Origin of the sequence: Nocardioides salarius, assembly GCF_016907435.1 — a bacterium.
Classification (GTDB): domain Bacteria; phylum Actinomycetota; class Actinomycetes; order Propionibacteriales; family Nocardioidaceae; genus Nocardioides; species Nocardioides salarius.
Genome location: NZ_JAFBBZ010000001.1, coordinates 4,367,033 through 4,391,760, shown reverse-complemented (window position 1 = coordinate 4,391,760; position 24,728 = coordinate 4,367,033). Strand labels below are relative to the sequence as shown.

Sequence of the window (24,728 nt, the reverse complement as noted above, 5' to 3'; positions counted from 1 at the left end):
AGCCTGCCAGACCCCTTGCACGGAAGATAGAACGTGTTCTACTTTCGTCCTCATGTCGCGCACCCTGTCTGCCCCGGTCACCGTCGCCTTCGACTACACCCGGTCGACCGGGCCGGTCCTGGGCCGGTTCCTGACCGGCCTGCGCGACGGCGTGGTCGTCGGCGGGCGCACCAGCGACGGCGAGGTCGTCGTCCCGCCCCCGGAGTACGACCCCGTGACCCACGCCGCGACCACCGACTTCGTCGAGGTCTCCCCCACCGGCACCGTGGCGAGCTGGTCGTGGGTGGCCGAGCCCGTCGCCGCCCAGCCCTTGGACCGGCCCTTCGCCTTCGCCCTGGTGCTGCTCGACGGGGCCACCAGGCCCTTCCTGCACGCGCTCGACGTGGCCTCGCCCGGCGACGTGGCCACGGGCATGCGGGTGCAGGTCCGCTGGCGCGCCCAGCGCACCGGCGCCATCACCGACATCGAGTGCTTCGAGCCGGTCACCGACCAGGCGGCCCCGCCGCCCGGCCCGCGCAGCACGCTCGACCCCGTCACCGGCGTGGTCACCCCGGTCGCCCTCGACTACACCTACGCCGCCTCCCCCGAGGAGTCCGCGTTCTACCGCGGGCTGGCCGAGGGCCGCGTCCTGGGGCAGCGCTGCCCCACCTGCGCCAAGGTCTACGTGCCGCCTCGCAGCGCCTGCCCGGCCGACGGCACTCCCACCACCGACGAGGTCGAGCTCTCCCAGACCGGCACGGTGACGACCTTCTGCATCGTCAACGTGCCGTTCCTGGGCCAGCGCATCACGCCGCCCTACGTGTCGGCGTACGTGCTGCTCGACGGGGCCGACATCGCCTTCCTGCACCTGATCCTCGACGTCCCCGCCGACCAGGTGCGGATGGGGATGCGGGTCGAGGCCGTCTGGAAGCCGCGCGAGGAGTGGGGCACCACCATCGAGAACATCAGCCACTTCAGGCCGACCGGCGAACCGGACGCCGCCTACGACACCTACAGCCAGCACCTCTGAGCCGGGAAGAGAGACGCATGAGAGACGTCGCCGTCGTCGGGTTCGCCCAACGGCAGATGCAGGAGTTCGACGGGTCCCCCACGTGCGTGGAGCTGCTCGTGCCGCTCTTCGCGGAGTGCTACGAGCAGACCGGGTGGACCCGGCGCGACATCGGCTTCTGGTGCTCCGGGTCCTCCGACTACCTGGCCGGCCGCTCGTTCTCGTTCGTGCAGGCCGTCGACGCGATCGGGGTGATCCCCCCGGTCAACGAGTCGCACGTCGAGATGGACCTGGCCTGGGCGGTCTACGAGGCCTGGCTCAAGATCCAGACCGGCGAGGTCGACACCGCGCTGGTCTACGCCTTCGGCAAGAGCTCGGCGGGGCTGCTGCGACGCACCCTGGCCCTGCAGCTCGAGCCCTACACGATGACGCCGCTGTGGCCCGACACCGTGTCGCTGGCCGGGCTGCAGGCCCGCGCCGGCCTCGACGCCGGGCTCTGGGACGAGCAGGCCATGGCCGAGGTCGCCCACCGCTCGCTCACCGACGCCGAGACCAACGAGTACGCCGTGCGCAGCGGCGGCTCCTCGGTCGCCGAGCTCCTCGCCCGCCCGGTGTACGCCGACCCGTTGCGCAAGCACGACTGCGCACCGGTCACCGACGGGGCGGCCGCCATCGTGCTGGCCGCCGGCGACCGGGCCCGCGAGGTCCGCGACCGGCCCGCATGGCTGAGCGGCATCTCCCACCACGTCGACCCGATGAGCATGGGCACCCGCGACCTGACCCGCTCGCCCTCGACGGCACGCTCGGGCGCGGCGCTCGACCTCGACGGGGTCGACCTCGCCGAGCTGCACGCGCCGTTCAGCCACCAGGAGCTGGTGCTGCGCCGTGAGCTGGGGCTGGGCGACGACGTGCGGATCAACCCCTCGGGCGGCGCCCTGACCAGCAACCCGATGTTCTCGGCCGGTGGCATCCGGATCGGCGAGGCGGCCCGGCGGGTGTGGGACGGGGAGTCCGACAAGGCGCTGGCCCACGCGACCAGCGGCCCGGCGCTGCAGCAGAACCTCGTGTGCACCCTGGAAGGACAGCGATGAGCAAGCAGCCAGCCGCCGTGATCGGGGTGGGCCAGACCCACCACCGCGCCAAGCGGGACGACGTGTCCATGGCCGGGCTGTGCCGCGAGGCGATGGACCGGGCCCTCGAGGACGCCGGCCTCACCCTCGACGAGATCGACGCGATCGTCGTCGGCAAGGCCCCCGACCTCTTCGAGGGCGTGATGATGCCCGAGCTGTTCCTGGCCGAGGCGCTGGGCGCGGCCGGCAAGCCCCTGCTGCGGGTGCACACCGCCGGGTCGGTGGGCGGGTCGACCGCGATCGTGGCGGCCTCGCTGGTGCAGGCCGGGGTGCACAAAAGGGTGCTCACCGTCGCCTACGAGAAGCAGTCGGAGTCGAACGCGATGTGGGCGCTGTCGGTGCCCGTGCCCTTCAACATGCCGGTGCACGCGGGCGCGGGCGGCTACTTCGCCCCCCACGTGCGCTCCTACATCCGCCGCTCGGGCGCGCCCACCCACGTCGGGGCGGTCGTCGCGGCCAAGGACCGCACCAACGCCCTGCGCAACCCCTACGCGCACCTGCACAACGAGGGCACCACCGTGGAGTCGGTGCTGGCCTCGCAGATGCTCTGGGACCCGATCCGCTACGACGAGACCTGCCCCTCCTCCGACGGCGCCTGCGCGCTGGTGATCGTCGACGAGGACGTCGCCGCCTCCTCGCCCAACCCCGCGTGGATCCACGGCACCGCGATGCGCTCGGAGGCGACCACGGCCGCCGAGCGCGACCAGGTCAACCCCCAGGCCAGCCGCGACGCCGCCGCCTCGCTGTGGAAGCAGGCCGGCATCACCTCCCCCATCGACGAGATCGACGTGGCCGAGATCTACGTGCCCTTCAGCTGGTTCGAGCCGATGTGGCTGGAGTCGCTGGGCTTCGCCGAGGAGGGCGCCGGCTGGAAGCTCACCGAGTCGGGCGAGACGGCCATGGACGGGCGGCTGCCGGTCAACTGCTCGGGCGGGGTGCTCTCGTCGAACCCGATCGGCGCCTCCGGCATGCTGCGCTTCGGCGAGGCGGCGCTGCAGGTGCGCGGCGCGGCCGGGGAGCACCAGGTCGACGGTGCGCGCCGGGCCCTGGGACACGCCTACGGCGGTGGCTCGCAGTTCTTCTCGATGTGGGTCGTGGGGGCGGAGAAGCCCCAGCACTGACGCCGTAGGCTCAGCGCATGATCGAGCTGCGCACGCCCACCCAGATCGAGCAGATGCGTCCCGCGGGACGCTTCGTGGCCGACGTCATCACCCGGCTCTCCGAGGTCGCCGACGTCGGGATGAACCTGCTCGAGCTCGACGCGGTGGCCCACGAGATGATCCGCGAGCGCGGCGCGGAGTCCTGCTACATCGACTACCACCCCTCCTTCGGCGCCTCGCCCTTCGGCAAGGTGCTGTGCACCTCGGTCAACGACGCGGTCCTGCACGGCCTGCCGCGCGACTACGTGCTCGCCGACGGCGACCTGCTCAGCGTCGACTTCGCCGCCAGCGTCGACGGCTGGGTCGCCGACTCCGCCTTCAGCATGGTCGTGGGCACGGCGCGGGCCGAGGACCTGCACCTGATCGAGGTCACCGACCGGGCACTGGCCGCCGGCATCGGCGCCACCACGGTCGGCAACCGCATCGGCGACATCTCGGCCGCCATCGGCGAGGTGGCCCGGGCCGAGGGCCTGAAGGTCAACCTGCAGTTCGGCGGGCACGGCGTGGGCCGCACGATGCACGGCGACCCGCACGTGCCCAACGACGGGCGGCCCGGGCGCGGCTTCAAGCTCAAGCCGGGGCTGGTCATCGCGATCGAGCCGTGGTTCGTGCACACCACCGACGAGATCTACACCGACGCCGACGGCTGGACCATCCGCAGCGCCGACGGCGCCCGGGGCGCCCACATGGAGCACACCGTGGCGGTCACCGAGGACGGCCCGCTGGTGCTCACCGCGCGTGGCTGAGGCCGCTCAGGCGTAGGCCACGCCCAGCTCCTTGATCCCGTTGATCCAGCTGTGGCGCAGCCGCCGCTCCGGGTCGGTGCGCCGCACGACCGGCGCGTGCTCGGCCAGCGCCTCGAAGATCAGCCGCACCTCGAGCCTGGCGAGGTTGGCGCCGATGCAGTAGTGCGCACCGTGGCCGCCGAAGGACAGGTGCGGGTTGGGGTCGCGGGTGATGTCGAAGCGGAACGGGTCCTCGAAGACGTCCTCGTCGAAGTTCGCGCTGGCGTAGAACAGCCCCACCCGCTGGCCCGCGCGCACCGCCACGCCACCGACCTCGACGTCGCGCAGCGCCGTACGCTGGAAGACGCTGACCGGGGTCGCCCAGCGGATCACCTCGTCGACCATCGTCGAGGGGCGCTCCCGCTTCCACAGCTCCCACTGGTCGGGGTGGTCGAGGAACGCGGCCATGCCGTGCGAGATGGCGTTGCGGGTCGTCTCGTTGCCCGCCACGGTCAGCAGGATGACGAAGTAGCCGAACTCGTCGTCGGTGAGCCCCCGGCCCTCCTTCTCGGCGCTGAGCAGCTTGGTGATCAGGTCGTCGCGGGGCTCCTCGCGGCGCGCGGCGGCCAGGCCCATGGCGTAGCCGAGGATCTCGGCGGCGGCGACGTCGGGCTCCCCCTGGTAGTCGGGGTCGTCGGAGGCCAGCATCTCGTTGGACCACTCGAAGAGCTTGCGGCGCTCCTCCTGCGGCACGCCGATCAGGTCGGCGATGGCCTGCAGCGGCAGCTCGGCGGCGACCTCCTCGACGAAGTTCCCGCTACCCCGCTCGACGGCCTCCCGCACGATCTGGTGGGCACGCTGCTCCATGACCTCCTCGAGCCGCGCGATCGAGCGCGGCGTGAACCCGCGCGAGATGATCTGGCGGGTGGAGGTGTGCTCGGGAGCGTCCTGGTTGAGCAGGATGACGCGCTGCAGCTCGATCTGCTCGCGCTGCATGCCCTCCTGGAACCGGATGATCGCGCCGTTCTCGGAGGCCGAGAAGTCCTTGCTGTTCTTGGAGACCGCGGCCACGTCGGCGTACGCCGACAGCGCCCAGTAGCCGCTCCCGGACTCGACCGACATGCCGTCGCGCGAGGACTGCGGCTGCTCGACCCAGTGCACCGGCTCGTGGCGTCGCATCGCCCGCAGCTGCTCGTGCGGGACGCCCTCCCACAACACGTCGGGGTCGGTGGGGTCGAAGGTCGCGGGGACCGCCCCCTCGACGCTCATCGGTAGGCCACCTGCAGCTCCTTGACGCCGTTGACCCAGCCGCTGCGCAACCGGTTCGGCTCACCGAGCTGACGGATCTGCAGCCCCCGGTCGGCGATCGCGTTGAACATCAGGTCGACCTCCATGCGCGCCAGGTTGGCGCCGATGCAGTAGTGCGCACCGTGCCCGCCGAAGGCCTGGTGCGGGTTGGGGTCGCGGGTGATGTCGAAGCGGAAGGGGTCCTCGAAGACGTCCTCGTCGAAGTTCGCGCTGGCGTAGAGCAGCCCCACCCGCTCCCCCTTCGGCACCAGGACCCCACCGATCTCGACGTCGCGCAGCGCGGTGCGCTGGAAGGCGGTGATGGGGGTCGCCCAGCGGATGATCTCGTCGGTCGCGGTGCGGGGGCGGTGCTCGCGGTAGTGCTCCCACTGCGCGGGGTCGGCCATGAAGGCGTGCTGGCCCCAGGTGATGGCGTTGCGGGTGGTCTCGTTGCCGGCCACCGCCAGCAGGATCATGAAGAAGCCGAACTCGTCGTCGGTCAGGCCGCGCCCGTCGACGTCGGCGCTGATCAGGCGGGTGACGATGTCCTCACGGGGGTGCTGGCGCCGGTCGTCGGCCAGCGCCATGGAGTAGGCGAGGATCTCGGCGAAGGCCACCATCTGGTCGCCCTCGACCTCGGGGTCGTCGTAGGACATCAGCTGGTTGGACCACTCGAAGAGCCGGCCACGGTCCTCCTGGGGAACGCCGAGCAGGTCGGCGATGGCCTGCAGCGGCAGCTCGGCGGCCACGTCCTCGACGAAGTTGCCCTCGCCCTTGGCGACCGCGTCGTCGACGATCTTCTCGGCCCGTTGCTTCAGGCTGTCGTGCAGCGCGTTGATGGCGCGCGGGGTGAAGGCGCGCGAGACGATCTGGCGCAGCTTGGTGTGGTCGGGGGCGTCGTTGTTGATCAGCAGGAAGCTCGAGCCCTCCACCTCGTCGCGCGTCATCTCCGGGCCGAAGCGGATGATCACGCCGTTCTCGCGTGTCGAGAAGTCGGTCTGGTTCTTCGAGACCGCGGCCACCTCGGCGTGCCGGCTCACCGCCCAGAAGCCCTCGTGGTCGGGGAACCCAGCGCGGGCCTCGGCCCGCTGGGGGACGAAGGAGACCGGCGCGGTGCGGCGCAGGCGCAGCAGCTCCTCGTGGGGGACCCCCACCGCCAGGGTGTCCGGGTCGGTGGGGTCGAAGACCGTGTCACGGGTGTCGAGCTGGGTCACTGGCACTTCTCCATCGTGGCGGCGGGTGGAACGTGTTCTAGTGAGAGAGGTTACATACCGGCAGTACGCCGTGCTAGCCGTCTGACGAGATTTGTTTGGCTGAAGTGAGAACGTGTTCTAGTTTGCTCCCATGGGCACCCCAGTGATCGTCGACGCCGTCCGCACCCCCCTCGGCAAGCGCAACGGCTGGCTGGCCGGTGTGCACCCCGCGCAGCTGCTCGCCTTCGTGCAGCGCCAGGTCGTCGAGCGCGCGGGCATCGACCCCGAGCTCGTCGAGCAGGTCGTCGGCGGCTGCGTCACCCAGGCCGGGGAGCAGTCCAACGACATGGTCCGACGCGCCTGGCTCTACGCCGGCCTCCCCCAGCACACCGGCGCGACCGCCATCGACGCCCAGTGCGGCTCGGGCCAGCAGTCCGCCCACCTGGTCGCCGACATGGTGGCCGCCGGCACCATCGACGTCGGGATCGCCTGCGGGGTCGAGGCGATGTCGCGCATCCCGCTGGGCGCCAACGTCCCGGCCGGGATGGGCGACCCGCGACCCGCGGACTGGTCGATCGACCTGCCCAACCAGTTCGAGGCCGCCGACCGCATCGCGCGGAACCGCGGGCTGGGCCGCGCCGACCTCGAGGCGTTCGGGCTGGCCAGCCAGCAGAAGGCCCGGGTCGCGGTCGACGAGGGTCGCTTCAAGCGCGAGATCGCGGCGTACGACGCGCCGGTGCTGGGCGAGGACGGCTCCCCCACCGGCGAGACCCGGCTGGTCGACACCGACCAGGGGCTGCGCGAGACCACGCTCGAGGGGCTGGCCGGGCTCCGCACGGTGCTGCCCGACGGGCTGCACACCGCCGGCACCTCCTCGCAGATCTCCGACGGGGCCTCGGCGGTGCTGATCATGGACGAGGCGAGGGCGCGCGCCCTCGGGCTGCGCCCGCGCGCGCGGATCGTGACGCACTGCCTGGTCGGCTCCGACCCCTACTTCCACCTCGACGGGCCGATCGACGCGACCCAGCGGGTGCTCGACCGCACCGGCATGTCGATCTCCGACTTCGACCTCTTCGAGGTCAACGAGGCCTTCGCCTCCGTCGTGCTGTCGTGGGCAGGCCAGCACCACGTCGACATGGACCGGGTCAACGTCAACGGCGGCGCGATCGCCCTGGGCCACCCCGTCGGCTCCACCGGCACCCGCCTGATCACCACCGCCCTGCACGAGCTCGAGCGCCGCGAGCTCTCCACCGCCCTGGTCTCCATGTGCGCCGGCGGCGCCATGGCCACCGGCACCCTCCTCGAGCTGATCTGAGCGCCGCCCGCGGGAGTTTTATCGGGGACCTGATGGAACTCGCGCTGCCCTACTGATCCTTCGTGCAGGCGACGCGAGTTCCGTGTTGCTGCGGCGGCCGGCGGACTCAGTTATCCACAGGCGCGCGTCCTGACGGGTGCACCCGGCGGGCACCCGGAGCCAGACTCCGACCATGCTGGCTCACCTCACGGACGACCTCGGGGTCGTGCTGCGCCGCGACCTGGTCGCCGCGGGGCTCGACGACAACGCCATCGCGCGACGATGTCGAACGGGCGAGCTCACCCGCCTGCGGCAAGGGGTGTACGTCGCCACCGCGGCGTACACCGCCGCCGACGCGTCGGGGCGGCACCTCATGCTCTGCCGCGGGGTGATGCGCCTGTACCCCGCCGACGTGGCGCTGTCCCACACGAGCGCCGCCCTGGCGTACGGCGCCCCTGCGTGGCAGGTCCCTCTCGACGTCGCTCATGTCACCGGGCTCGAGCCGCAAGGGACGCGAACCCAGGCGCGGGTACGGCACCACGAGGGTGTGTGCCGTGTGGGGGACGTCTCGCGGCGTGAGGGGCACTGGATCACCGCCCCGGCTCGCACGGCGCTCGATGCGGCGTCGCTGCTCGATCGCGACGCGGCGGTGTGCGTGATCGACTGGTTCGTCGAGAGCGGTCACACCACCCTGGCCGAGTGCCGCCAGCAGCTGCTGTCGAGGCGGGAGTGGACCGACCACCTCGATCTGACCATGAAGCTCGACCACGCTCGCGAGGGGTCCCAGAGCGTCGCGGAGAGCCGCTGCCACCTGCTCTTCTCCGACCACGGACTGCCCAGGCCCCTGCAGCAGGTGGAGGTCCGCGACGAGCGGGGCTGGCTGGTCGGCATCGTCGACTTCGCGTGGCCGGAGCACCGGGTGGTGCTGGAGTTCGACGGGATCGAGAAGTACCACCGCTACCGCAGGCCCGGCGAGAGCATCGAGGAGATGGTCCTGCGGGAGAAGTGGCGAGAGGACCGCATCCGCGAGGTCACGGGCTGGACGATCATCCGGATCTCGTGGGCCGACCTGGAGCACCCCGCGCGCCTGGTCGAGCGGCTGCGACGCCAGCTCGCCCGGTCTGCCTGAGGTACGGAACTGGCGCTACCTGCACGAACCTTCAGCCAGGTAGCGCGAGTTCCATCGGGCACCCGATAAAACTCCCCCGCGGCGGCCTCAGGAGGGGCGGTAGCCGGAGGGGACGGCCCAGCTGCCGCCGGCGGAGCGCAGCTGCTCGTAGATGTCGTACTCAGGGGCGTAGTGCTCGAGGAGGCGGGTGCGGGTGGTGTCGGAGAGGGCGGGGGTGGCGGTGGAGGTCGACCAGTTCTTGGTGACCAGGTCGACCTGCTGGCCCAGCTGCTGGGCGATCCACGACTGCCACACGTCGGCGGCCTCGAGGGCGAAGATGCGGTCGACGCCGATGGTCAGGTCGTCGTCGAGGGCCACGAAGCGGGCCTGGCGCCCGGTGATGGCGCCGGGGGCGCCGTCGAGGTGGGCGGCCACGAAGTCGTCGAAGCTGGTCTCACCGGTCCACTTGCCGTCGGCCTTGCCCTTCAGCGCCGGGCGCTGGCGGTAGCGCCACCACGACTCCAGCCACGACACCGGCTCGCGGAAGAGCGTCACCAGCTCGTAGTCGCTGCGCTCGTAGCCGGCGCCCTGCAGCACCGGCACCATCCGGTTGGTGAAGGTACGGCAGTTCATGTGCTTGAGGCGGGGGTTGACCCGCATCAGGATCTCGGCGTGGCCCTTGAGCGTGGTGACCAGCGTCGTCGAGGCGCACTTGGGCATCGACAGCATCACGAACCCGTGGGCAGGCAGAGCGATCACGTGCCCGAACCTACCGTTCACCCGCCCGACCGGAACCGGACGCCCCCGCATGCGTTGATACGACCATGTGCGACGACCACGCGCCCCACCACGCGCCCCACCGCGAGCTCACCGCCCCCGACGCGGCCACCCGTGCCCGCCTGACCCGCCGCAGCACCCTGGGCGCCGCCGGCGCAGGTCTGCTGATGGCCGGCGCGGCGGGGGCCCTGACCGGCGCGGCCGCGGCCCCGGGCAGCCCGGCCGCCCGCACCGGCGCCTCCCGCACCTCGCGGCTGACCCGGGGCACCCACCTCGTGCACGCCGACCTGCACAACCACACGCTGCTCAGCGACGGCGACGGCGACCCGGCGGCGGCGTTCGACTCGATGCGCGAGGCCGGTCTCGACGTGGCGGCCCTGACCGACCACGCCACCCTGTCCGACAACCTGCTCGGCGACGTGCTCACCGACCTGCTGCCGCCCGAGTACACCCAGGCCGCCGGCCTCACCCCGCGCGGGTGGCGCGCCACCGGTGCGTACGCCGACGCCGCCGACGTCGACGGGGCGTTCACCGCGATCCGTGGCTTCGAGTGGTCCGAGCCGCTGATCGGCCACGTCAACGTGTGGTTCAGCGAGCACTACACCGACGTCCTGCAGGCCGGCCTGATGCAGCCGCTGCTCGCCTGGCTGCGCCGCGAGCCCGGGCTGGTGCTCGACGGCGGCGCCGGCGCGCTGGCCGGCTTCAACCACCCGGGCCGCGAGCCCGGACGCTTCCAGGAGTTCGTGTACGACGCCCGCGTGCGCGACCAGGTCGTGGGCCTGGAGATGTTCAACCGGCGTGACGACTACCTCTTCGAGGGCTTCGCCGACGGCCGCGACTCGCCGCTGTGCGTGTGCCTCAACAACGGCTGGCGCACCGGCATCACCGGCGTCACCGACGAGCACGGCACCGACTGGGGCTTCCCCGAGGGCAAGGGCCGCACGGGGCTGTGGGTGCGCGACCACAGCCGCCAGGGGGTCAAGCGCGCCATGCGCCGGCGCCGCTTCTTCGCCACCCGCACCTCCGGGCTGCGCCTCGACGCCACCGCCGCCACCCGCCAGGGTGCCCCGGTGCGGATGGGCTCGGTCGTCACCCTCCCCCGCCGCGGCCGTACGACGCTGACGCTGCGGCTGGACCTGGCGCGCGACCGCTCGTGGCGCGGGCGGCGCCTGGCCGCCCAGGTGCTGCGCCCCGGCACCGACGCCCCGCTCGTGGCCGACGTGGTCGACTTCGAGGTCGGTCCGCTGCTCGACCTGCGCGTGCCGGTCGACCTGGCCGACGGCGACTGGCTGCTGGTGCGGGTCTCCGACCCGGACGAGCCCAACGCGACACCGGGCCCGGAGGGCCACCCGTGCAACGACCTGGGGATCGCCTACACCAGCCCGTGGTGGCTGGAGACCCGCTGAGCCGCCGCGGGGAGGCTCACTCGGGCGCGGTGGTGCGGTACTGCCCGCGGAAGAACAGCAGCGGGTCGGACTCCTGGGCACCGACCTGCAGGTCGAGGGCTCGCCCGATCACCACGTAGTGGTCGCCGGCCTCGTGCACGGCGTGCACGGTGCAGTCGATGTGCGCCAGGGTGCCGCTGAGCACCGGCGACCCGGTGTGCTGCGAGGGCGTCCAGTCGACGCCGGCGAACTTGTCGACGCCGCGGCTGGCCATCTGGTTGGACAGCGCGGCCTGGTCGGCGGCGAGCACGTTGACGCAGAAGCGGCCCGAGCGCTGGATCAGCGGCCAGGCGCGCGCGGTCTTCGACGGCACGAACAGCACCAGCGGCGGGTCGAGGGAGACGCTCGAGAACGACTGGCAGGTCATCCCGACCGGCTCGTCGCCGCTCATCGTGGTGACGACGGCGACGCCGGAGCCGAACTGGCTCAGCACGTCGCGGAAGCGGCGGGCCGCGGCGGTCGCCGCCGGGTCCTCGCCGGGCACGGCGACGTCCTCGCCGGGCCCGAGGTGCAGGTCGTAGACCGAGTCGCCGAGCCAGGACTCGATCAGCTCGGGGCTGGGCCAGGTCTCCCGGGCGTCCGGGTTCATCCCCTCGGGGATCTGGGCGTGCTCCGACATGGTCTCGACCTTAGACATCACTGCCCACCCGAGAAGTCGTGCCCCCAGTAGGAGACCGCCGTCGACTCGCGCGCCACCCACCGGGCGTCGTCGACCTGGAGGCCGTCGGTGCCGAACTCGATGTCGAAGCCACCGGGCGAGCGGACGTAGAAGGAGACCATCTCGTCGTTCATGTGCCGGCCCAGGGTCGCCGAGAGCGGCGCACCGTGCTTGCGCACCCGCTCCAGCGCCCGCCCGACGTCGTCGAGCTCCTCGACCTCGAGCATGATGTGCACGCAGCGCGCCGGGTTGGGCATCGGCAGGAACGCCAGCGAGTGGTGGCGCGGGTTGACGCCCAGGAAGCGCAGCCACACCTTCGAGCCGGCCTCCTTGCCGACGAACTCACCGGGCATGCTCATCGAGTCGCGCAGCCGGAAGCCGAGCACCTCGGAGTAGAAGCGAAGCGCCTCGACGTCGTCGTCGACCGGCACCACGATGTGGCCCATCCCCTGGTCGCCGGTCACGAAGCGCGCGCCGTACGGCGTCACGACGGGCCGCGACTCGTAGGTGATGCCGTGGAAGAGCTCGAAGACGTTGCCGAAGGGGTCCTCGAAGCGCAGCAGCTCCTGGACCCGGCGCTCGTCGAGCTCCTCACCGCTGCCCTCCTCGAAGGCGACCCCGGCCTCCTTGAGGTGCTCCCTCGCGGCCTGGAGCGCCTGGTGGTCGGCGACCTCCCAGCCGGTGCAGGCGAGCTGGTCGACGTCGGCGGGCACCACGACCAGGCGCGCGGAGACCGCGTCGATGCGGAAGTAGAGGTGGTCGGGGTGCGGCCCGCGCCCCTCGGCGAGGCCGAGCACCTTGGTCGCGAAGTGGCGCCACTGCTCGGGGTCGGTGCTGGCCACCCGCACGTAGCCCATGGAACGGATGTCGATGCTCACGGGCGAGCCCTCTCCTGGTGGCGGGCGAGGAAGGCGGTGGCCACCTCGCGGAACTCCTCGGCGGCCTCGATCTGGGCCCAGTGGCCGCAGTGGGGGAAGACGTGCAGGCTGGCGCGCGGGATCAGCTTGAGCGCGGCCATCGCCCCGTCGAGCGGGTTGACGCGGTCCTCGCGGCCCCAGGTCAGCAGGGTGTGCTTGCGCAGCCGGTGCGCCTCGCGCCACAGCATCCCGTCCTCGGCGGTCTCGGGGTCCCAGAAGGACATCCCCATCGAGCGCATCGCCTCCTGCGCGCCGGGCGCGGTGGCGTCGGCGTACCGGGCGGCGACGAGCTCGTCGGTGACCAGCGACTGGTCGACGACCATGGTCGAGATGAAGGCGCGCAGCCGCTCGGGGGTCGGGTCGCCGCCGAACTCCATCAACCGCTGCACCCCTTCGGTCGGGTCGGCGTGGAAGAGGTTGAGCGAGAGCCCGCCGGGGCCCATCAGCACCAGCCGCCCGACCCGGTCGGGGTAGGACAGCGCCAGCCGCATCGCCGTGCCGCCGCCGAGGCTGTTGCCGAGCAGGTGGACCCGCTCGATGCCCAGCTCGTCGAGCAGCGCGACCACGGCGTCGGCGGCGAAGCGGTAGTAGTTGCCGACCACCGGCGGCTTGTCGGAGCCGCCGAACCCGGGCTGGTCGACCAGGACCGTGCGGAAGGTCTGCGCGAACCCGGGCAGCGCCGGGCCGAAGTTCGACCACGACGAGGCGCCGGGCCCACCGCCGTGCAGCATCACCAGTGGCAGCCCACCGCCGACGTCAGTGGGCTCCCCCGCCTCGTAGTAGCGCAGGGTGATCTCGCCGGCGGCGTCGGTGGCGACCGTGGCCTCGTGCTGGACGGAGTCGGGAGTCACGGTCAGTACATCCCCGGGTCGACCTTGTGGCCGAACTCGTGGGCGCCGAACATCTGCAGGGCGCGCTCGGGGTCGTTGGCGGCGTGCACCCGCCCGGCGTGCGCGTCGCGCCAGGCGCGCTGCAGGTAGGTGCCCTGGGCCAGCGCCCGGCCCCCGGACGCCTCGAAGAGCTCGTCGATGGCGTCGATGGCGCGCTGCGAGCCGATGACCTGGTCGCGGCGCACCTTCAGGCGCAGGCGCAGCGGGATCTGCTCGCCCCGGGCCACGTGCGCCTGCTCCTCGCGGATGTTGCCCACCAGCAGCGCCCAGGCCGCGTCGATCTCGCTGGAGGCGCGGGCGATGCGGACCATCGCGAAGGGGTCCTTCGAGGCCTTCTCCCCCAGGTACGCCGCGCGGCTGCGCTGCTGCTGCATCTCGACGTGCTCGGCGTAGGCGCCCATCGCCATCCCGATGATCGGGGTGGTGATGGTGCCGGTGAAGATCGAGTGGAAGGGCAGCTTGTAGAGGTCGCTGGTGTTCTGCGCCTGGCCCGGGCCCCGGCACGAGCCGGTCTCGCCCATCGAGAGCGTGAAGGCCTCGGGCACGAACACGTCGTCGACCACGACGTCGTTGGAGCCGGTGCCCGAGAGCCCGACCATGTGCCACACGTCGTTGATGGTGTAGTCGGGGCGCGGGACCATGAACGTCTTGAAGTCGACCACGTTGCCGTCGCCGTCGAGGACCAGCCCGCCCAGCAGCACCCAGCTGCAGTGGTCGGCGCCCGAGGAGAAGCTCCACTTGCCCGAGAGCCGGTAGCCGCCTTCGGTGACCACCGCCTTGCCCGTGGGGGCGTAGGAGGAGGAGAGGCGGGTGGCGGTGTCCTCGCCCCACACCGCCTGCTGCGCCTCGTCGGCGAAGAGCGCCACCTGCCAGGGGTGCACGCCCACGACGCTGCTGACCCAACCGGTCGAGCCGCAGGCCGAGGCGATGTCGCGCACCGCGGTGTAGAAGTCGACCGGGTCGGCCTCGAAGCCGTCGAAGCGGCGCGGCTGCAGGAGCTTGAAGAAGCCGGTCTCCTCCAGCTCCTTGATGTTGGCGTCGGGCACCACCCGGAGACGCTCGGCCTCGTCCGCACGCTCGCGGAGGCCCGGGAGCAGGTCGCGCACCCCGTCGAGAACAGCCTGGGTCATCATGATCTCCTGTCGGTGGAACGTGTTCCACCAAGATTAGAACACGTTCTAGTCTTGGACAAGGAGCCGCTCCTCACCCGTCGACCGCCGCCTTGTCCAGCTCGGCGCGCAGCATCAGCGCGATGTCGACCAGCTGGTCCTCCTGACCGCCGATCAGCTTGCGGCGCCCCGCCTCGAGCAGGATCTTGGCCCCCGAGACGTCGTAGCGCTCGGCGGCGTTGCCCGCGTGCTTGAGGAAGCTCGAGTAGACCCCCGCGTAGCCCATCATCAGCGTCATCCGGTCGAGCCGGCACTCCTCGGGCATCGCCGGGCGGATGACGTCCTCCGAGGCGTCGACGACCTGCAGGAAGTCGACGCCGGTGCGCCAGCCGAGCTTGTCGCACACCCCGATGAAGGCCTCCAGCGGCGTGTTGCCGGCGCCGGCGCCGAAGCGGCGTACGGAGCCGTCGATCTGGGTGGCCCCGGCACGCGCGGCGATCACGGTGTTGGCGACCCCGAGCCCGAGGTTCTCGTGGCCGTGGAAGCCCACGTCGGCGACGTCGCCGATCTCGGCGACGACCGCAGCGACCCGGTCGGCGGTCTGCTCCATCACCAGCGCCCCGGCCGAGTCGACGACGTAGACGCACTGGCAGCCCGCGTCGACCATGGTCCGGGCCTGCGCGGCGAGCACCTCGGCTGGCTGGGTGTGGCTCATCATCAGGAAGCCGACGGTCTCGAGCCCCAGCTCGCGGGCCAGCCCGAAGTGCTGGATCGAGGTGTCGGCCTCGGTGCAGTGCGTGGCGATGCGGCAGATCTGGCCGCCGTTGTCCTGCGCGGCACGGATGTCGTCCTTGGTGCCCACACCGGGCAGCATCAGGAACGCGATCCGGGCCCGGGTCGCGGTCTCGGCCGCGGTGCGGATCAGCTCCTGCTCGGGGGTGCGCGAGAAGCCGTAGTTGAACGACGAGCCGCCCAGCCCGTCGCCGTGGGTCACCTCGATCACCGGGACGCCCGAGGCGTCGAGGGCGGCCACGATGTCGCGCACCTCGGTGGTGGTGAACTGGTGGCGCTTGTGGTGCGAGCCGTCGCGCAGGCAGGTGTCGGTCAGGCGCAGGTCGAGGTCGCCGCCGTGGCGACCGCTCCAGGTGCGGGCCAGGTCGTCGCGTGCGGTGCTCATCGGGTGGCCCCCTGGGTGAGGATCGAGGTGGATCGGGCGATGGTGTCGCCGACGCGGGCGGCCGCGGCGGTCATGATGTCGAGGTTGCCGGCGTACGGCGGCAGGTAGTCGCCGGCGCCCTCGACCTCGACGAAGACCGAGACCTTGAGCTGGCCCTGCGTGGCCGGCGAGGGCTCGTCGAGCTGGGGCTCCTGGAGCAGCCGGTAGCCCGGCACGTACTCCTGGACCGCCTTCTCCATGGCGGTCACCGAGGCCAGGATCGCGTCGCGGTCGGCCTCGGGCGGCACCGCGCAGTAGATGGTGTCGCGCATGATCATCGGCGGCTCGGCCGGGTTGAGGATGATGATCGCCTTCCCGCGGGCGGCGCCACCGATGCTCTCGACGCCCGCGGCCGTGGTGCGGGTGAACTCGTCGATGTTGGCGCGGGTGCCGGGGCCGGCCGACATCGACGACACCGAGGCCACGATCTCGGCGTAGGAGACGCCGCCGACGTCGGCCACGGCCCGGGAGACCGCCGCCACCATGGGGATCGTCGCCTGGCCGCCGCAGGTGATCATGTTGACGTTCATCGCGTCGGCGTGGTCGGCGCCGTTGACCGGAGGGATCACCGCCGGTCCGACCGCGGCCGGGGTGAGGTCGACCGCCCGGATGCCCCGCTCCTCGTAGCGGGGCGCGTACTCGCGGTGCACGTGGGCCGAGGTCGCCTCGAAGACCAGGTCCGGCAGCTCGTCCTGCCCGAGCAGCCAGTCGACCCCCTGGTGGGAGGCCTGCAGGCCCTGCTCGGTGGCGAGCCGCAGACCCTCGGAGGCGGGGTCGACCCCGACCATCCACCGGGGCTCCACGTGCTCGCTGCGCAGCAGCTTGAACATCAGGTCGGTGCCGATGTTGCCGGGCCCGACGATGGCGGCGGTCAGCTTCTGGTTGCTCACGGCCGTCATGCTAGAACCTGTTACAGTTTTGCGCCATGACGGGTACGCCGCGCGCTCCTCGAGCCGCCACCAGCACCATCACGGCCGCCGACCCACTGCCCACCGAGGTCGACGTCGTCGTCGTGGGTGCGGGCGGCGCCGGGATGACCGCGGCGCTGGCCGCCGGCACCGCCGGGCTCGACACCCTCCTGGTCGAGAAGAGCGGCTACTTCGGCGGCTCGACCGCCCGCTCCGGTGGCGGAGTGTGGATCCCCGGCAACTACGCCCTGCGCGAGGCCGGCCAGGTCGACGACGACGACCATGAGCAGGCGATGGCCTACCTCGAGGCGATCGTGGGCGACGTGGTGCCCCGGGTGCGCCGCGAGACCTACCTGCGCCGCGGCCCCGAGGTGATGGACTTCCTGCGCGAGCGCACTCCCCTGCGCTTCGCGTGGGTGCCGGGCTACAGCGACTACCTGCCCGAGCAGCCGGGCGGCCGGGCGGCGGGCCGCAGCTGCGAGCCGGTGCCGATGGACGCCTCCTTCCTGGGCGCCGAGCTCGAGCGGCTGCACCCGGCGTACAGCAAGGCGCCGGCCAACATGATCGTCACCCAGGCCGACTTCCGCAGGATCAGCCTGGGCATGCGCACCTGGCGCGGCCCGGCGACGATGCTGAAGGTGCTGGTCAGGCGGGTCGTGGCCGGCCTGCGCCGGCACCGGATGTACGCGATGGGCAACGCCATCGTCATCAGCCTGCGCCAGGGGCTCATCGAGGCCGGCGTGCCGCTGGCCTACGACACCGCCCTCGACGAGCTCGTGCTCGAGCACGGCCGGGTGGTGGGCGTGCGCGTCACCCGCGGCGGGCAGCGCCACGAGGTCCGCGCCCGGCGCGGCGTGGTGCTGGGCAGCGGCGGCTTCGAGCGCAACCTCGAGCTGCGCGAGCAGCACCAGCCGCGCCCGACCTCGGTGGAGTGGACCACCGGCTCGGAGTTCAACACCGGCGCCGGGCTGCTGGCCGGCATCGCCGTCGGCGCCCAGACCGACCTGCTCGACGACGCCTGGTGGGGCCCGACCATCCCGCTGCCGGGCCGGCCGTGGTTCTGCCTGGCCGAGCGCAACCTGCCCGGCTCGATCATCGTCAACGGCGCGGGGCGTCGCTTCATGAACGAGGCGCTGCCCTACGTCGAGGCCGTGCACGAGATCTACGCCGGCGAGGCCACCGGGGTGCAGCACGTGCCGGCCTGGATGGTCTTCGACCAGCGTTACCGCAACCGCTACCTCTTCGCCGGCCTCGGGCCCCGCCAGCCCTTCCCCGGGCGCTGGTACAAGGAGGGGGTCGTGAAGAAGGCCGACTCGCTCGCGGCGCTCGCGGAGCAGATCGAGGTGCCGGTCGAGGGCCTCACCTCGACCGTGCAGCGCTTCAACACCTTCGCGGCCAGCGGGGTCGACGAGGACTTCCACCGCGGCGACTCGGCCTACGACAAGTACTACTCCGACCCGACGGTCAAGCCGAACCCGTCGCTGCACCGCATCGACCAGGGCCCGTTCTACGCCGTCAAGATCGTGCCCGGCGACCTGGGCACGAAGGGCGGGCTGGTCACCGACGAGCAGGCGCGGGTGCTGCGCGAGGACGGCTCGGTGGTCGAGGGCCTCTACGCCGCGGGCAACGTCTCGTCGGCGGTGATGGGCCGCACCTATGCCGGCCCCGGGGCGACCATCGGGCCCGCGCTGACCTTCGGCTGGCTCGCCGTGGAGCACCTGGCCTCGCAGGAGCCCGCGACCAGCACCCCCGGACCGGCCGAGGAGGCCTCCTGATGCCCATCGACCCCGACGTCGCCATCGGCGCCGACCTCGGCACCCGCACCTTCAGCTGGGACGCCAGCGACGTGCTGCTCTACCACCTCGGCATCGGCGCCGGCTCGCACCCGGGCGACCAGGTCGACCCCGGCGCGCTGCGCTGGACCCTCGAGGGCCCCGGGCTGCAGGTGCTGCCGTCCTTCGGCGTCGTGGCCCCGACCTTCCACGAGACCGACCCGCCTCCGCTCGACCTGCCCGGCTGCGACATCGACCTGGCCCAGGTGGTGCACGGCTCGCAGTCGATCACCGTGCACGCACCACTGCCCACGGCCGGCTCGGCCAGCGTCACGACCCGCATCAGCGACGTGTGGGACAAGGGGAAGGCCGCGGTCGTCTGGCAGGAGGCGACCGCGTCGTCCGCGGACGGCGAGGCGCTGTGGACCACCCGCTCGTCGATCTTCGTGCGCGGCGAGGGCGGCTGGGGCGGCGAGCGCGGCTCCTCGCAGCCGGTCGAGCTGCCCGACCGGGCTCCCGACACCGAGACGTCGTACGCCGTCACCCCGCAGCAGGCGCTGCTCTACCGGCTCTGCGGCGACCGCAACCCGCTGCACGCCGACCCCGGCTTCGCGGAGGCCGCCGGCTTCCCCGCCCCCATCCTGCACGGGCTGTGCTCCTACGGCATCGTGCTGCGAGAGCTGACCGAGCAGCTGCTCGGCGGCGACGCCACATCGGTCGGCGGCTTCTCCGCACGCTTCGCGGGAGTGGTCTTCCCCGGGGAGACGATCGGGGTGCGGGGCTGGCGCGAGGACGGCCGCGTGGTGGCCTCGGCGAGGATCGCCGGCGGCGGGCGCGACGGCTCGCCGGTGCTGGCCGACTGCGTGCTCGACCTGGCCTGAGCTGGCCTGAGCCGGCTACCGGCCGCGGGCTCCGGCCAGCTGCTCGCGCACCCAGCGCAGCGACGGGGCGGTGCGCACGCTGCCGCGCGAGAACACCGTCGGCACGGTCGCGTCGCCGCCGTTGACGCTGCGCACCCGCGCCAGCGCGTCGGGGTCGCGGGAGATGTCGACCCACACCACCCGGGCGCCGGTGACCAGCAGCCCCAGGCGCAGCTTGAGGCAGTGGTGGCAGCCGGGGCGCCAGTAGACCACCGGCACGCCCTGCTCGCGGCCGCGCTTGCGACCGGCGGCGTCGCCCGGCGAGCTCGGGAAGAGCAGCGGCGAGAGCAGGTACGCCAGCAGCACCATCAGCGCGGCCAGCACGACCGACCCGGGGCCGGGGTCGCTGCCGAGCATCACGCCGGCCGCGACCAGCAGCGCGGCCGAGCCACCCCACCGGCCCATCAGGCCCTCCTGCCCAGCACGTAGAGGCGCTGGCTGGTCTCCCCCAGCGCCGGGCGGGGACCGCGCACGAACCACTCGACGTCGACGAGCCCGGCCGCCTCGACGGCCGCGACCACGTCGGCCGGGTCGTGGTGCACGAACGTGAGCCCGCCCTCGCCGAGGTCGACGTCGAGCCAGCTCTCGATCCGGCGCACCTCGTGGCCGGCCTGCAGGCCCAGCAGCAGCACTCCGCCGGGCGCCAGCGGGCGGGCCAGCGCGGCGACGGCGTCGGCGAGCTCGGAGCCGGCGAGGTGGACCAGCGAGTACCAGCCGAGCACCGCGCCCCACCCCTCGGCGCTCTCGGGGCGGATCAGCCGCCGCAGGTCACCGACGTCGAAGCGCACCCCGGGGTGCCGCTCCCTGGCCTGCGCCACCATCTCGGCCGAGACGTCGAGGCCCCGGGCGTCGACCCCCAGCCCGGCGAGGTGGGCGGTGACGTGGCCCGGCCCGCACCCGGCGTCGACCACCGGCAACCCGGCCGCGTCCTGCGCCGCCCGCTCCAGCAGCCAGCGCTCGAAGGGCAGGTCGGCCAGCTCGTCCGTGAAGCGCTCGGCGTAGGGCGCGGCCACGGCGTCGTACGCCGCCCGCACCCGCGCGTCGCGACGCTCGGCGCCCTCGGCCAGCGGGACCTCGCGGTCGACCGGGGCGACCGCAGCGCCCGGCACGGACGCCGGGTCGGCCTCGGCGGGCCCCAGCAGGTGCGCCCAGCGGTGGTCCTGCTCGCGCGGGCGCCGCTCCAGCTGCTGGACCAGCGGCTCGTCGCGGGCGGCGAGCCGGGAAAGGCACGCCGCCACCTCGTCGCGGTCGGCGAAGGCGTGCAGCCGCTCGGTGCGGGTGCGCAGCTCGCCCGGGGACTGCGGCCCGCGCAGCAGCAGCACCGTGAGCGCCGCGCGCTCGTCGTCGTCGAGGCCCAGCACCTCGTCGAGGACCTGGTGGTACTTCAGGGTGCGGCGCCCGGTGTCGGACCACACGATCCGCAGCAGGCCCCGCTCCTTGAGCGCGTGGGCGCACTGCTTGACGTCGTCCTCGTCGAGGTCGGTGACCGGGTCGCGGCTGCTGGACTGGTTGCAGGCGGTGCGCAGGCCTCCCAGCGTCATCGGGTAGGACGCCGGCACGGTCACCTGCTTCTCCATCAGCGCGCCGAGCACACGCTGCTGGGTGGCGTCGAGGGGCTGGTCGAGCATGTCCCCAACCTAGTGGGCGCCCCCGGCCCGGGCCGAGGCAGGACTCACAGGTCGTGGACCTCGCCGGCGTCGGGGTCCCAGCGCCGCAGCGAGGTCAGGCGCAGCTCGAGGCTGGCGTCGCGCTCGGCGTCGAGACCGGCCAGCACCTCCAGGGCCCGCGGCACGTCGGCCCGCGCGAGCCGCCGGGCCAGGGTCAGGTGCGGCACCCAGCCCAGGTGCCGGCGCTCCGGCACCTGCACGCGCACCGCGAGCACGCGGCGTACGACGTCGTCGGCGAGCTGGACCGGCCGGGCCAGGGTGACCCGGCCCTCGCCGAGCAGCAGCACCCCGCCGACCAGCGCCGTGACCGGCAGCAGGCCGCCCAGGCGGGCCCGGGCGACGTCGAGAGCGGCGTCGGGCAGCGCCTCGGCCTCGACGACGCTGACGTGCGGGGCGTTGGTGGCGCCCCGGTGCTCGAGCTGGGAGGGCAGCCCGGCGTCCGCCAGGGCCTGCCACTGGGCACGGACCGACTCCTGGCCCTCGTCGTCGGGGAGCAGCTCGAGGGAGTGCAGGCGCGGCATGGGCCCATCCTGCCCGGTGGGCGGCCCTGTGCCACGATCCACCGCATGGCCTGGTTGGTGCTCGTCGTCTCCGGTGTCCTCGAAGCGGTGTGGGCCACGGCCCTGGGCCGCTCGGAGGGCCTGAGCCGGCTGGTGCCGTCGGTGGTCTTCGGCGTGGCGGTGGTGCTGAGCATGCTCGGCCTGGCCCAGGCGATGCGCACCCTCCCGGTCGGCACGGCGTACGCCGTGTGGGTCGGCATCGGCGCGTCGCTGACGGTGGCCTACGCGATGGTCACCGGCGACGAGCCGGCCGACCTCGCACGCGTCGCGCTGCTCGTCGGCCTGGTCGGCTGCATCGTGGGTCTCAAGCTCGTCAGCTGAGCCAGCGTGCGGCACGACGGGTGTGCGCGGCCCTGGTGGCGGGCTCCATCCGATCGTGCACCCGGCGGGTCAGAGCGCCCAGCTCAGCGACACGATCGTGCCGACCACGAGGACCTCCAGGACCAGGAGCAGCACGGTGACGCTGGTCAGGGTGCTGGTGCACGTGGACCGCCCGGGCGCGGGGGCGAGGTCCGGGCGACCGAAGCCCGCACCCACCCAGGCGAGACCGATCAGCGTGGCCACCGGGACCACGAGGACGGCCGTCACCCAAGGCACGACCGTCAACACCCACCACGTGCCCACATGCAGGCCCTCTGCGAAGGCCGAGACGACCCACGGCAGCTGCACGAGGACCACGAAGCCCACCAGGACCCAGGCCGCGACCACGAGGACGCGCCGCTGGCCGTCCTGCTCCTGCTCGAGCCCACCGGGCTCCTCGCCGTCCTCGCGCGGGAAGCGGCGGTCGTGCTGCGCCCGGGACGACATGCGTCGAGCCTAGTCGCGCCAGGCGCCGGACCCGGCCCGCCCTGCGGCGCTCACCCCGGCGGGCGTGTGTGCCGCGCCGCTGGCGGGGGTACCCGGAGGGCCGACAGACCCGCCGTCAGCGCCTGGGAGGCGACATGGACCACGAGGCCTCGGAGACCACCCTGCGGTTCGTCGGCACCGCGACGACACTGCTCGACCTCGGGCCGTTCACGGTGCTCACCGACCCCAACTTCCTGCACCAGGGCCAACGCGCCTACCTGGGCAAGGGGCTGTTCGCCCGGCGGCTGACCGAGCCCGCGCTGCAGCCCGAGGACCTGCCCCGGCTCGACGGGGTGCTGCTCTCGCACCTGCACGGCGACCACTTCGACCGGGTGGCGCGCCGAGCGCTCGACCGGTCGCTGCCGGTCTGGACGACCCCGGCCGCCGCGCGGCGACTCGGGAAGTGGGGCTTCGACGAGTCCGCGGGGATGAGCACCTGGGAGAGCGTCGAGCTCGAGCGCGACGGCTGGCGTCTGCGGATCACCTCGGTGCCCGGCGTGCACGGGCCCGGGCCCGCACGGTTCCTCCTGCCGTCGGTGATGGGCTCCGTCCTCGAGCTGTCCCGCCCCGACGCCTCGCGGCCCTTCCGGCTCTACGTCAGCGGCGACACGCTCTACCGGCCCTGGCTGCGCGAGGTCGTCGAGCGGTGCGGCCCCCTCGACGCGGCCGTCGTGCACCTGGGGGGCACCCGCGTGCTGGGCCTGACCGTGACGATGGACGACCGGCAGGGCGTCGACCTGGTCCGGCTGCTCGGGCCGGCCGTGACGGTGCCCGTGCACCACGACGACTACGGGGTCTTCCGCTCGCCGCTGTCCGACTTCGTGTCCAGGCACGCCGAGGCCGACCTGGCCGACACACTGCGGCTGGTGGAGCGCGGCGCGACCGTCGACCTGGGGAAGCCCGCGGGGGGCAGCTCCGCGCCCTAGAGTCCTGGCATGACGATGCCCGCATGGCCCGGCTCCTGGACCCCCGGCTCGCACACGGCCGACGGGGTCACCCACCCGACGTACCGTCGCGGGACCGGCCCCGGCGTCGTCGTCGTCCACGAGATCCCGGGGCTGACCGCCGAGGTCATCGGCTTCGCCGACGAGCTCGTCGAGGCCGGCTACACCGTGGTGCTGCCGCACCTCTTCGGCGAGACCGGGCGCCCGATGAGTGTGGGCCAGGTCGCGAAGGTGCTGCCGAAGGTGTGCATCAACCGCGAGTTCACCGTGATGGCGGCCGGGGAGACGTCACCCGTCGTGGCGTGGTTGCGCGACCTCGCCCGGTCGCTGCACGACGAGCTCGGCGGGCCCGGCGTGGGCGCGCTCGGTATGTGCCTGACCGGCGGGTTCGCGCTGGCCATGGCCGTGGACACCTCTGTGGCCGCGCCGGTGCTGTGCCAGCCCTCGCTGCCGTTCCCGGTGGGTCGCCGACGCGCCGCCGACCTGGGCCTCTCCCCCGCCGACCTCGACGTCGTCAAGCAGCGCGGCTGCAGCGTGCTGGGCCTGCAGTTCGAGAAGGACCCCACCACCGGCACCCGATTCGACACCCTCGACCGCGAGCTCGGCGACGCCTTCATCCGCGTCGACCTCCCCGGCCGCGGCCACTCCACCGTCACCGTCCACCGCCGCCAGGAGGCCGTCGACCGGGTGCTCGGCTTCTTCGACGACCTGCTCAGCGGCTGAGAGCGGCTCAGCGCCCGAGCGCCGCGCCGAAGAGAGTCTGGGACTCGTCGACGCCGTCGAGGGCGACCCGGTCGCCGAGGCGGACGAGGCCGCCCTCGAGCACCCGGCACACCGAGCCGCCCCGGCGACGCAGGGCGGCCTGGGCGCCGTCGCCGATGGTGTCGTCGAGGAGCTTGCAGGGCGCGGCGACCCGCACGACCTCCAGCACCACGGGCCCGACCCGGATGATGCTGCCGGGGGCCTGCGGCACGACCCCGTCGGAGACGGTGATGTTGCGCCGGGTCAGCGCGGCGGGCACCAGGGAGCCGAAGACGTCGCTCGCCTCGTCGAGGGACGACTGGCTCTGGATCGTCACCTGCCGGTGCCTCGCGCCGTGGTAGCGGTCGCCCACGATCCCCTTGGCGGTCTCGACCTCGAGCTGCTCGAAGGACCGCATCGGGAGCCGTCGGCCCTTGGCGGTGTGGAGCTGAGAGACGGTCGGCACCCGGTGA

26 protein-coding genes are annotated in these 24,728 nt (G+C 72.9%); 12 read left to right on the top strand and 14 right to left on the bottom strand.

Features of this window, described 5'->3' with window-relative positions:
- Window positions 1-52 precede the first annotated feature (52 nt).
- The 4 genes from JOE61_RS21025 to map are packed head-to-tail and all read left to right on the top strand — an operon-like array spanning window position 53 to window position 4,024.
- Window positions 53-1,009, top strand: a complete 957-nt coding sequence (locus tag JOE61_RS21025; RefSeq protein WP_193670651.1) for a Zn-ribbon domain-containing OB-fold protein — start codon at window positions 53-55, stop codon at window positions 1,007-1,009.
- A gap of 17 nt (window positions 1,010-1,026) precedes the next feature.
- On the top strand, window positions 1,027-2,079 hold the full coding sequence (locus JOE61_RS21020; RefSeq protein ID WP_193670650.1) for a thiolase family protein: 1,053 nt from the start codon (window positions 1,027-1,029) through the stop codon (window positions 2,077-2,079).
- Window positions 2,076-3,239 carry a thiolase family protein gene (locus JOE61_RS21015; protein WP_193670649.1) on the top strand — a complete coding sequence of 388 codons (1,164 nt, stop codon included), beginning with the start codon at window positions 2,076-2,078 and terminating at the stop codon, window positions 3,237-3,239. The genes JOE61_RS21020 and JOE61_RS21015 overlap by 4 nt, the downstream gene beginning before the upstream one ends.
- A 17-nt stretch (window positions 3,240-3,256) precedes the next feature.
- Window positions 3,257-4,024, top strand: coding sequence for a type I methionyl aminopeptidase (map, locus tag JOE61_RS21010; RefSeq protein ID WP_193670648.1), 768 nt, complete (start codon window positions 3,257-3,259; stop codon window positions 4,022-4,024).
- A gap of 6 nt (window positions 4,025-4,030) precedes the next feature.
- Here the strand turns inward: map and JOE61_RS21005 are convergent, their stop codons facing one another.
- Window positions 4,031-5,272 (bottom strand): cytochrome P450, encoded by a 1,242-nt coding sequence (locus JOE61_RS21005; protein WP_193670647.1) that lies wholly within the window; start codon window positions 5,270-5,272, stop codon window positions 4,031-4,033.
- A complete protein-coding gene (locus tag JOE61_RS21000; RefSeq protein ID WP_307823147.1) occupies window positions 5,269-6,510 on the bottom strand; it encodes a cytochrome P450 in 1,242 nt (413 codons plus the stop codon). The genes JOE61_RS21005 and JOE61_RS21000 overlap by 4 nt, the downstream gene beginning before the upstream one ends.
- A 124-nt stretch (window positions 6,511-6,634) precedes the next feature.
- Here JOE61_RS21000 and JOE61_RS20995 point away from each other — a divergent pair, with 124 nt between their 5' ends.
- Both JOE61_RS20995 and JOE61_RS20990 read left to right on the top strand, forming a co-directional pair.
- Complete coding sequence (locus JOE61_RS20995; protein WP_193670645.1) at window positions 6,635-7,798, top strand: steroid 3-ketoacyl-CoA thiolase; 1,164 nt, start codon at window positions 6,635-6,637, stop codon at window positions 7,796-7,798.
- A 172-nt stretch (window positions 7,799-7,970) separates the two neighbouring features.
- Window positions 7,971-8,906, top strand: a complete 936-nt coding sequence (locus JOE61_RS20990; protein WP_193670644.1) for a type IV toxin-antitoxin system AbiEi family antitoxin domain-containing protein — start codon at window positions 7,971-7,973, stop codon at window positions 8,904-8,906.
- Between the two features lie 87 nt (window positions 8,907-8,993).
- Here JOE61_RS20990 and JOE61_RS20985 read toward each other — a convergent pair whose 3' ends face one another.
- Entirely contained in the window at window positions 8,994-9,644 is a 651-nt protein-coding gene (locus JOE61_RS20985) for a hypothetical protein (protein ID WP_193670643.1), read from the bottom strand.
- Between the two features lie 65 nt (window positions 9,645-9,709).
- Between JOE61_RS20985 and JOE61_RS20980 the strand changes: the two genes are divergently transcribed.
- Window positions 9,710-11,068, top strand: coding sequence for a PHP domain-containing protein (locus tag JOE61_RS20980; protein WP_227492246.1), 1,359 nt, complete (start codon window positions 9,710-9,712; stop codon window positions 11,066-11,068).
- 16 nt (window positions 11,069-11,084) lie between these two features.
- Here JOE61_RS20980 and JOE61_RS20975 read toward each other — a convergent pair whose 3' ends face one another.
- The 6 genes from JOE61_RS20975 to JOE61_RS20950 all read right to left on the bottom strand — a co-directional run bounded on the left by JOE61_RS20975 (window position 11,085) and on the right by JOE61_RS20950 (window position 16,796).
- On the bottom strand, window positions 11,085-11,726 hold the full coding sequence (locus tag JOE61_RS20975; RefSeq protein ID WP_227492245.1) for a flavin reductase family protein: 642 nt from the start codon (window positions 11,724-11,726) through the stop codon (window positions 11,085-11,087).
- 17 nt (window positions 11,727-11,743) lie between these two features.
- Complete coding sequence (gene hsaC, locus JOE61_RS20970) at window positions 11,744-12,643, bottom strand: iron-dependent extradiol dioxygenase HsaC (RefSeq protein ID WP_307823146.1); 900 nt, start codon at window positions 12,641-12,643, stop codon at window positions 11,744-11,746.
- On the bottom strand, window positions 12,640-13,533 hold the full coding sequence (gene hsaD, locus JOE61_RS20965; protein ID WP_193670642.1) for a 4,5:9,10-diseco-3-hydroxy-5,9,17-trioxoandrosta-1(10),2-diene-4-oate hydrolase: 894 nt from the start codon (window positions 13,531-13,533) through the stop codon (window positions 12,640-12,642). The genes hsaC and hsaD overlap by 4 nt, the downstream gene beginning before the upstream one ends.
- A gap of 2 nt (window positions 13,534-13,535) precedes the next feature.
- On the bottom strand, window positions 13,536-14,702 hold the full coding sequence (gene hsaA, locus JOE61_RS20960) for a 3-hydroxy-9,10-secoandrosta-1,3,5(10)-triene-9,17-dione monooxygenase oxygenase subunit (protein WP_193670641.1): 1,167 nt from the start codon (window positions 14,700-14,702) through the stop codon (window positions 13,536-13,538).
- Window positions 14,703-14,775: 73 nt separating this feature from the next.
- Window positions 14,776-15,858 (bottom strand): 4-hydroxy-2-oxovalerate aldolase, encoded by a 1,083-nt coding sequence (gene dmpG / locus JOE61_RS20955; protein WP_193670640.1) that lies wholly within the window; start codon window positions 15,856-15,858, stop codon window positions 14,776-14,778.
- Window positions 15,855-16,796, bottom strand: coding sequence for an acetaldehyde dehydrogenase (acetylating) (locus JOE61_RS20950; protein WP_193670639.1), 942 nt, complete (start codon window positions 16,794-16,796; stop codon window positions 15,855-15,857). Before JOE61_RS20950 ends, dmpG begins: the two co-directional genes overlap by 4 nt.
- 26 nt (window positions 16,797-16,822) lie before the next feature.
- Between JOE61_RS20950 and kstD the strand changes: the two genes are divergently transcribed.
- Together kstD and chsH3 are read left to right on the top strand one after the other, a co-directional pair.
- The gene (gene kstD / locus JOE61_RS20945; protein ID WP_193670638.1) at window positions 16,823-18,580 is read left to right on the top strand and encodes a 3-oxosteroid 1-dehydrogenase; all 1,758 of its coding nucleotides are present in this window, start codon (window positions 16,823-16,825) and stop codon (window positions 18,578-18,580) included.
- Window positions 18,580-19,458, top strand: coding sequence for an enoyl-CoA hydratase ChsH3 (gene chsH3 / locus JOE61_RS20940; protein WP_193670637.1), 879 nt, complete (start codon window positions 18,580-18,582; stop codon window positions 19,456-19,458). Before kstD ends, chsH3 begins: the two co-directional genes overlap by 1 nt.
- A 15-nt stretch (window positions 19,459-19,473) precedes the next feature.
- Here chsH3 and JOE61_RS20935 read toward each other — a convergent pair whose 3' ends face one another.
- From JOE61_RS20935 to JOE61_RS20925, 3 genes are read right to left on the bottom strand one after another with little or no spacing between them, the layout of a single operon-like run.
- Window positions 19,474-19,902 (bottom strand): glutaredoxin domain-containing protein, encoded by a 429-nt coding sequence (locus JOE61_RS20935; protein ID WP_193670636.1) that lies wholly within the window; start codon window positions 19,900-19,902, stop codon window positions 19,474-19,476.
- Complete coding sequence (locus JOE61_RS20930; RefSeq protein WP_193670635.1) at window positions 19,902-21,125, bottom strand: DUF480 domain-containing protein; 1,224 nt, start codon at window positions 21,123-21,125, stop codon at window positions 19,902-19,904. Before JOE61_RS20930 ends, JOE61_RS20935 begins: the two co-directional genes overlap by 1 nt.
- 44 nt (window positions 21,126-21,169) lie before the next feature.
- Window positions 21,170-21,685, bottom strand: coding sequence for a 2'-5' RNA ligase family protein (locus JOE61_RS20925; RefSeq protein ID WP_193670634.1), 516 nt, complete (start codon window positions 21,683-21,685; stop codon window positions 21,170-21,172).
- Between the two features lie 45 nt (window positions 21,686-21,730).
- On the opposite strand from JOE61_RS20925, the gene JOE61_RS20920 reads away from it, so the two are divergent.
- Window positions 21,731-22,045: a DMT family transporter gene (locus JOE61_RS20920; RefSeq protein WP_193670633.1), complete on the top strand. Its 315-nt coding sequence runs from the start codon at window positions 21,731-21,733 to the stop codon at window positions 22,043-22,045.
- Window positions 22,046-22,114: 69 nt separating this feature from the next.
- On the opposite strand, the gene JOE61_RS20915 is transcribed toward JOE61_RS20920, so the two are convergent.
- Window positions 22,115-22,531 (bottom strand): hypothetical protein, encoded by a 417-nt coding sequence (locus JOE61_RS20915; protein ID WP_193670632.1) that lies wholly within the window; start codon window positions 22,529-22,531, stop codon window positions 22,115-22,117.
- 134 nt (window positions 22,532-22,665) lie between these two features.
- Here JOE61_RS20915 and JOE61_RS20910 point away from each other — a divergent pair, with 134 nt between their 5' ends.
- Window positions 22,666-23,496: an MBL fold metallo-hydrolase gene (locus JOE61_RS20910; RefSeq protein ID WP_193670631.1), complete on the top strand. Its 831-nt coding sequence runs from the start codon at window positions 22,666-22,668 to the stop codon at window positions 23,494-23,496.
- A 9-nt stretch (window positions 23,497-23,505) separates the two neighbouring features.
- Window positions 23,506-24,237, top strand: a complete 732-nt coding sequence (locus tag JOE61_RS20905; protein WP_193670630.1) for a dienelactone hydrolase family protein — start codon at window positions 23,506-23,508, stop codon at window positions 24,235-24,237.
- A 7-nt stretch (window positions 24,238-24,244) separates the two neighbouring features.
- On the opposite strand, the gene JOE61_RS20900 is transcribed toward JOE61_RS20905, so the two are convergent.
- Complete coding sequence (locus tag JOE61_RS20900; protein WP_204797335.1) at window positions 24,245-24,721, bottom strand: MOSC domain-containing protein; 477 nt, start codon at window positions 24,719-24,721, stop codon at window positions 24,245-24,247.
- Between the last annotated feature and the right edge of the window lie 7 nt (window positions 24,722-24,728).

What these genes read in the sequence shown, in the direction of transcription:
- JOE61_RS21025 (WP_193670651.1), top strand. Translation starts at nt 53, where the DNA reads ATGTCGCGCACCCTGTCTGCCCCGGTCACCGTCGCCTTCGACTACACC.
- JOE61_RS21020 (WP_193670650.1), top strand. Translation starts at nt 1,027, where the DNA reads ATGAGAGACGTCGCCGTCGTCGGGTTCGCCCAACGGCAGATGCAGGAG.
- JOE61_RS21015 (WP_193670649.1), top strand. Translation starts at nt 2,076, where the DNA reads ATGAGCAAGCAGCCAGCCGCCGTGATCGGGGTGGGCCAGACCCACCAC.
- map (WP_193670648.1), top strand. Translation starts at nt 3,257, where the DNA reads ATGATCGAGCTGCGCACGCCCACCCAGATCGAGCAGATGCGTCCCGCG.
- JOE61_RS21005 (WP_193670647.1), bottom strand. Translation starts at nt 5,272, where the DNA reads ATGAGCGTCGAGGGGGCGGTCCCCGCGACCTTCGACCCCACCGACCCC.
- JOE61_RS20995 (WP_193670645.1), top strand. Translation starts at nt 6,635, where the DNA reads ATGGGCACCCCAGTGATCGTCGACGCCGTCCGCACCCCCCTCGGCAAG.
- JOE61_RS20990 (WP_193670644.1), top strand. Translation starts at nt 7,971, where the DNA reads ATGCTGGCTCACCTCACGGACGACCTCGGGGTCGTGCTGCGCCGCGAC.
- JOE61_RS20980 (WP_227492246.1), top strand. Translation starts at nt 9,710, where the DNA reads ATGTGCGACGACCACGCGCCCCACCACGCGCCCCACCGCGAGCTCACC.
- JOE61_RS20975 (WP_227492245.1), bottom strand. Translation starts at nt 11,726, where the DNA reads ATGTCGGAGCACGCCCAGATCCCCGAGGGGATGAACCCGGACGCCCGG.
- hsaA (WP_193670641.1), bottom strand. Translation starts at nt 14,702, where the DNA reads ATGACCCAGGCTGTTCTCGACGGGGTGCGCGACCTGCTCCCGGGCCTC.
- dmpG (WP_193670640.1), bottom strand. Translation starts at nt 15,858, where the DNA reads ATGAGCACCGCACGCGACGACCTGGCCCGCACCTGGAGCGGTCGCCAC.
- JOE61_RS20950 (WP_193670639.1), bottom strand. Translation starts at nt 16,796, where the DNA reads ATGACGGCCGTGAGCAACCAGAAGCTGACCGCCGCCATCGTCGGGCCC.
- kstD (WP_193670638.1), top strand. Translation starts at nt 16,823, where the DNA reads ATGACGGGTACGCCGCGCGCTCCTCGAGCCGCCACCAGCACCATCACG.
- chsH3 (WP_193670637.1), top strand. Translation starts at nt 18,580, where the DNA reads ATGCCCATCGACCCCGACGTCGCCATCGGCGCCGACCTCGGCACCCGC.
- JOE61_RS20935 (WP_193670636.1), bottom strand. Translation starts at nt 19,902, where the DNA reads ATGGGCCGGTGGGGTGGCTCGGCCGCGCTGCTGGTCGCGGCCGGCGTG.
- JOE61_RS20930 (WP_193670635.1), bottom strand. Translation starts at nt 21,125, where the DNA reads ATGCTCGACCAGCCCCTCGACGCCACCCAGCAGCGTGTGCTCGGCGCG.
- JOE61_RS20925 (WP_193670634.1), bottom strand. Translation starts at nt 21,685, where the DNA reads ATGCCGCGCCTGCACTCCCTCGAGCTGCTCCCCGACGACGAGGGCCAG.
- JOE61_RS20920 (WP_193670633.1), top strand. Translation starts at nt 21,731, where the DNA reads ATGGCCTGGTTGGTGCTCGTCGTCTCCGGTGTCCTCGAAGCGGTGTGG.
- JOE61_RS20915 (WP_193670632.1), bottom strand. Translation starts at nt 22,531, where the DNA reads ATGTCGTCCCGGGCGCAGCACGACCGCCGCTTCCCGCGCGAGGACGGC.
- JOE61_RS20910 (WP_193670631.1), top strand. Translation starts at nt 22,666, where the DNA reads ATGGACCACGAGGCCTCGGAGACCACCCTGCGGTTCGTCGGCACCGCG.
- JOE61_RS20905 (WP_193670630.1), top strand. Translation starts at nt 23,506, where the DNA reads ATGACGATGCCCGCATGGCCCGGCTCCTGGACCCCCGGCTCGCACACG.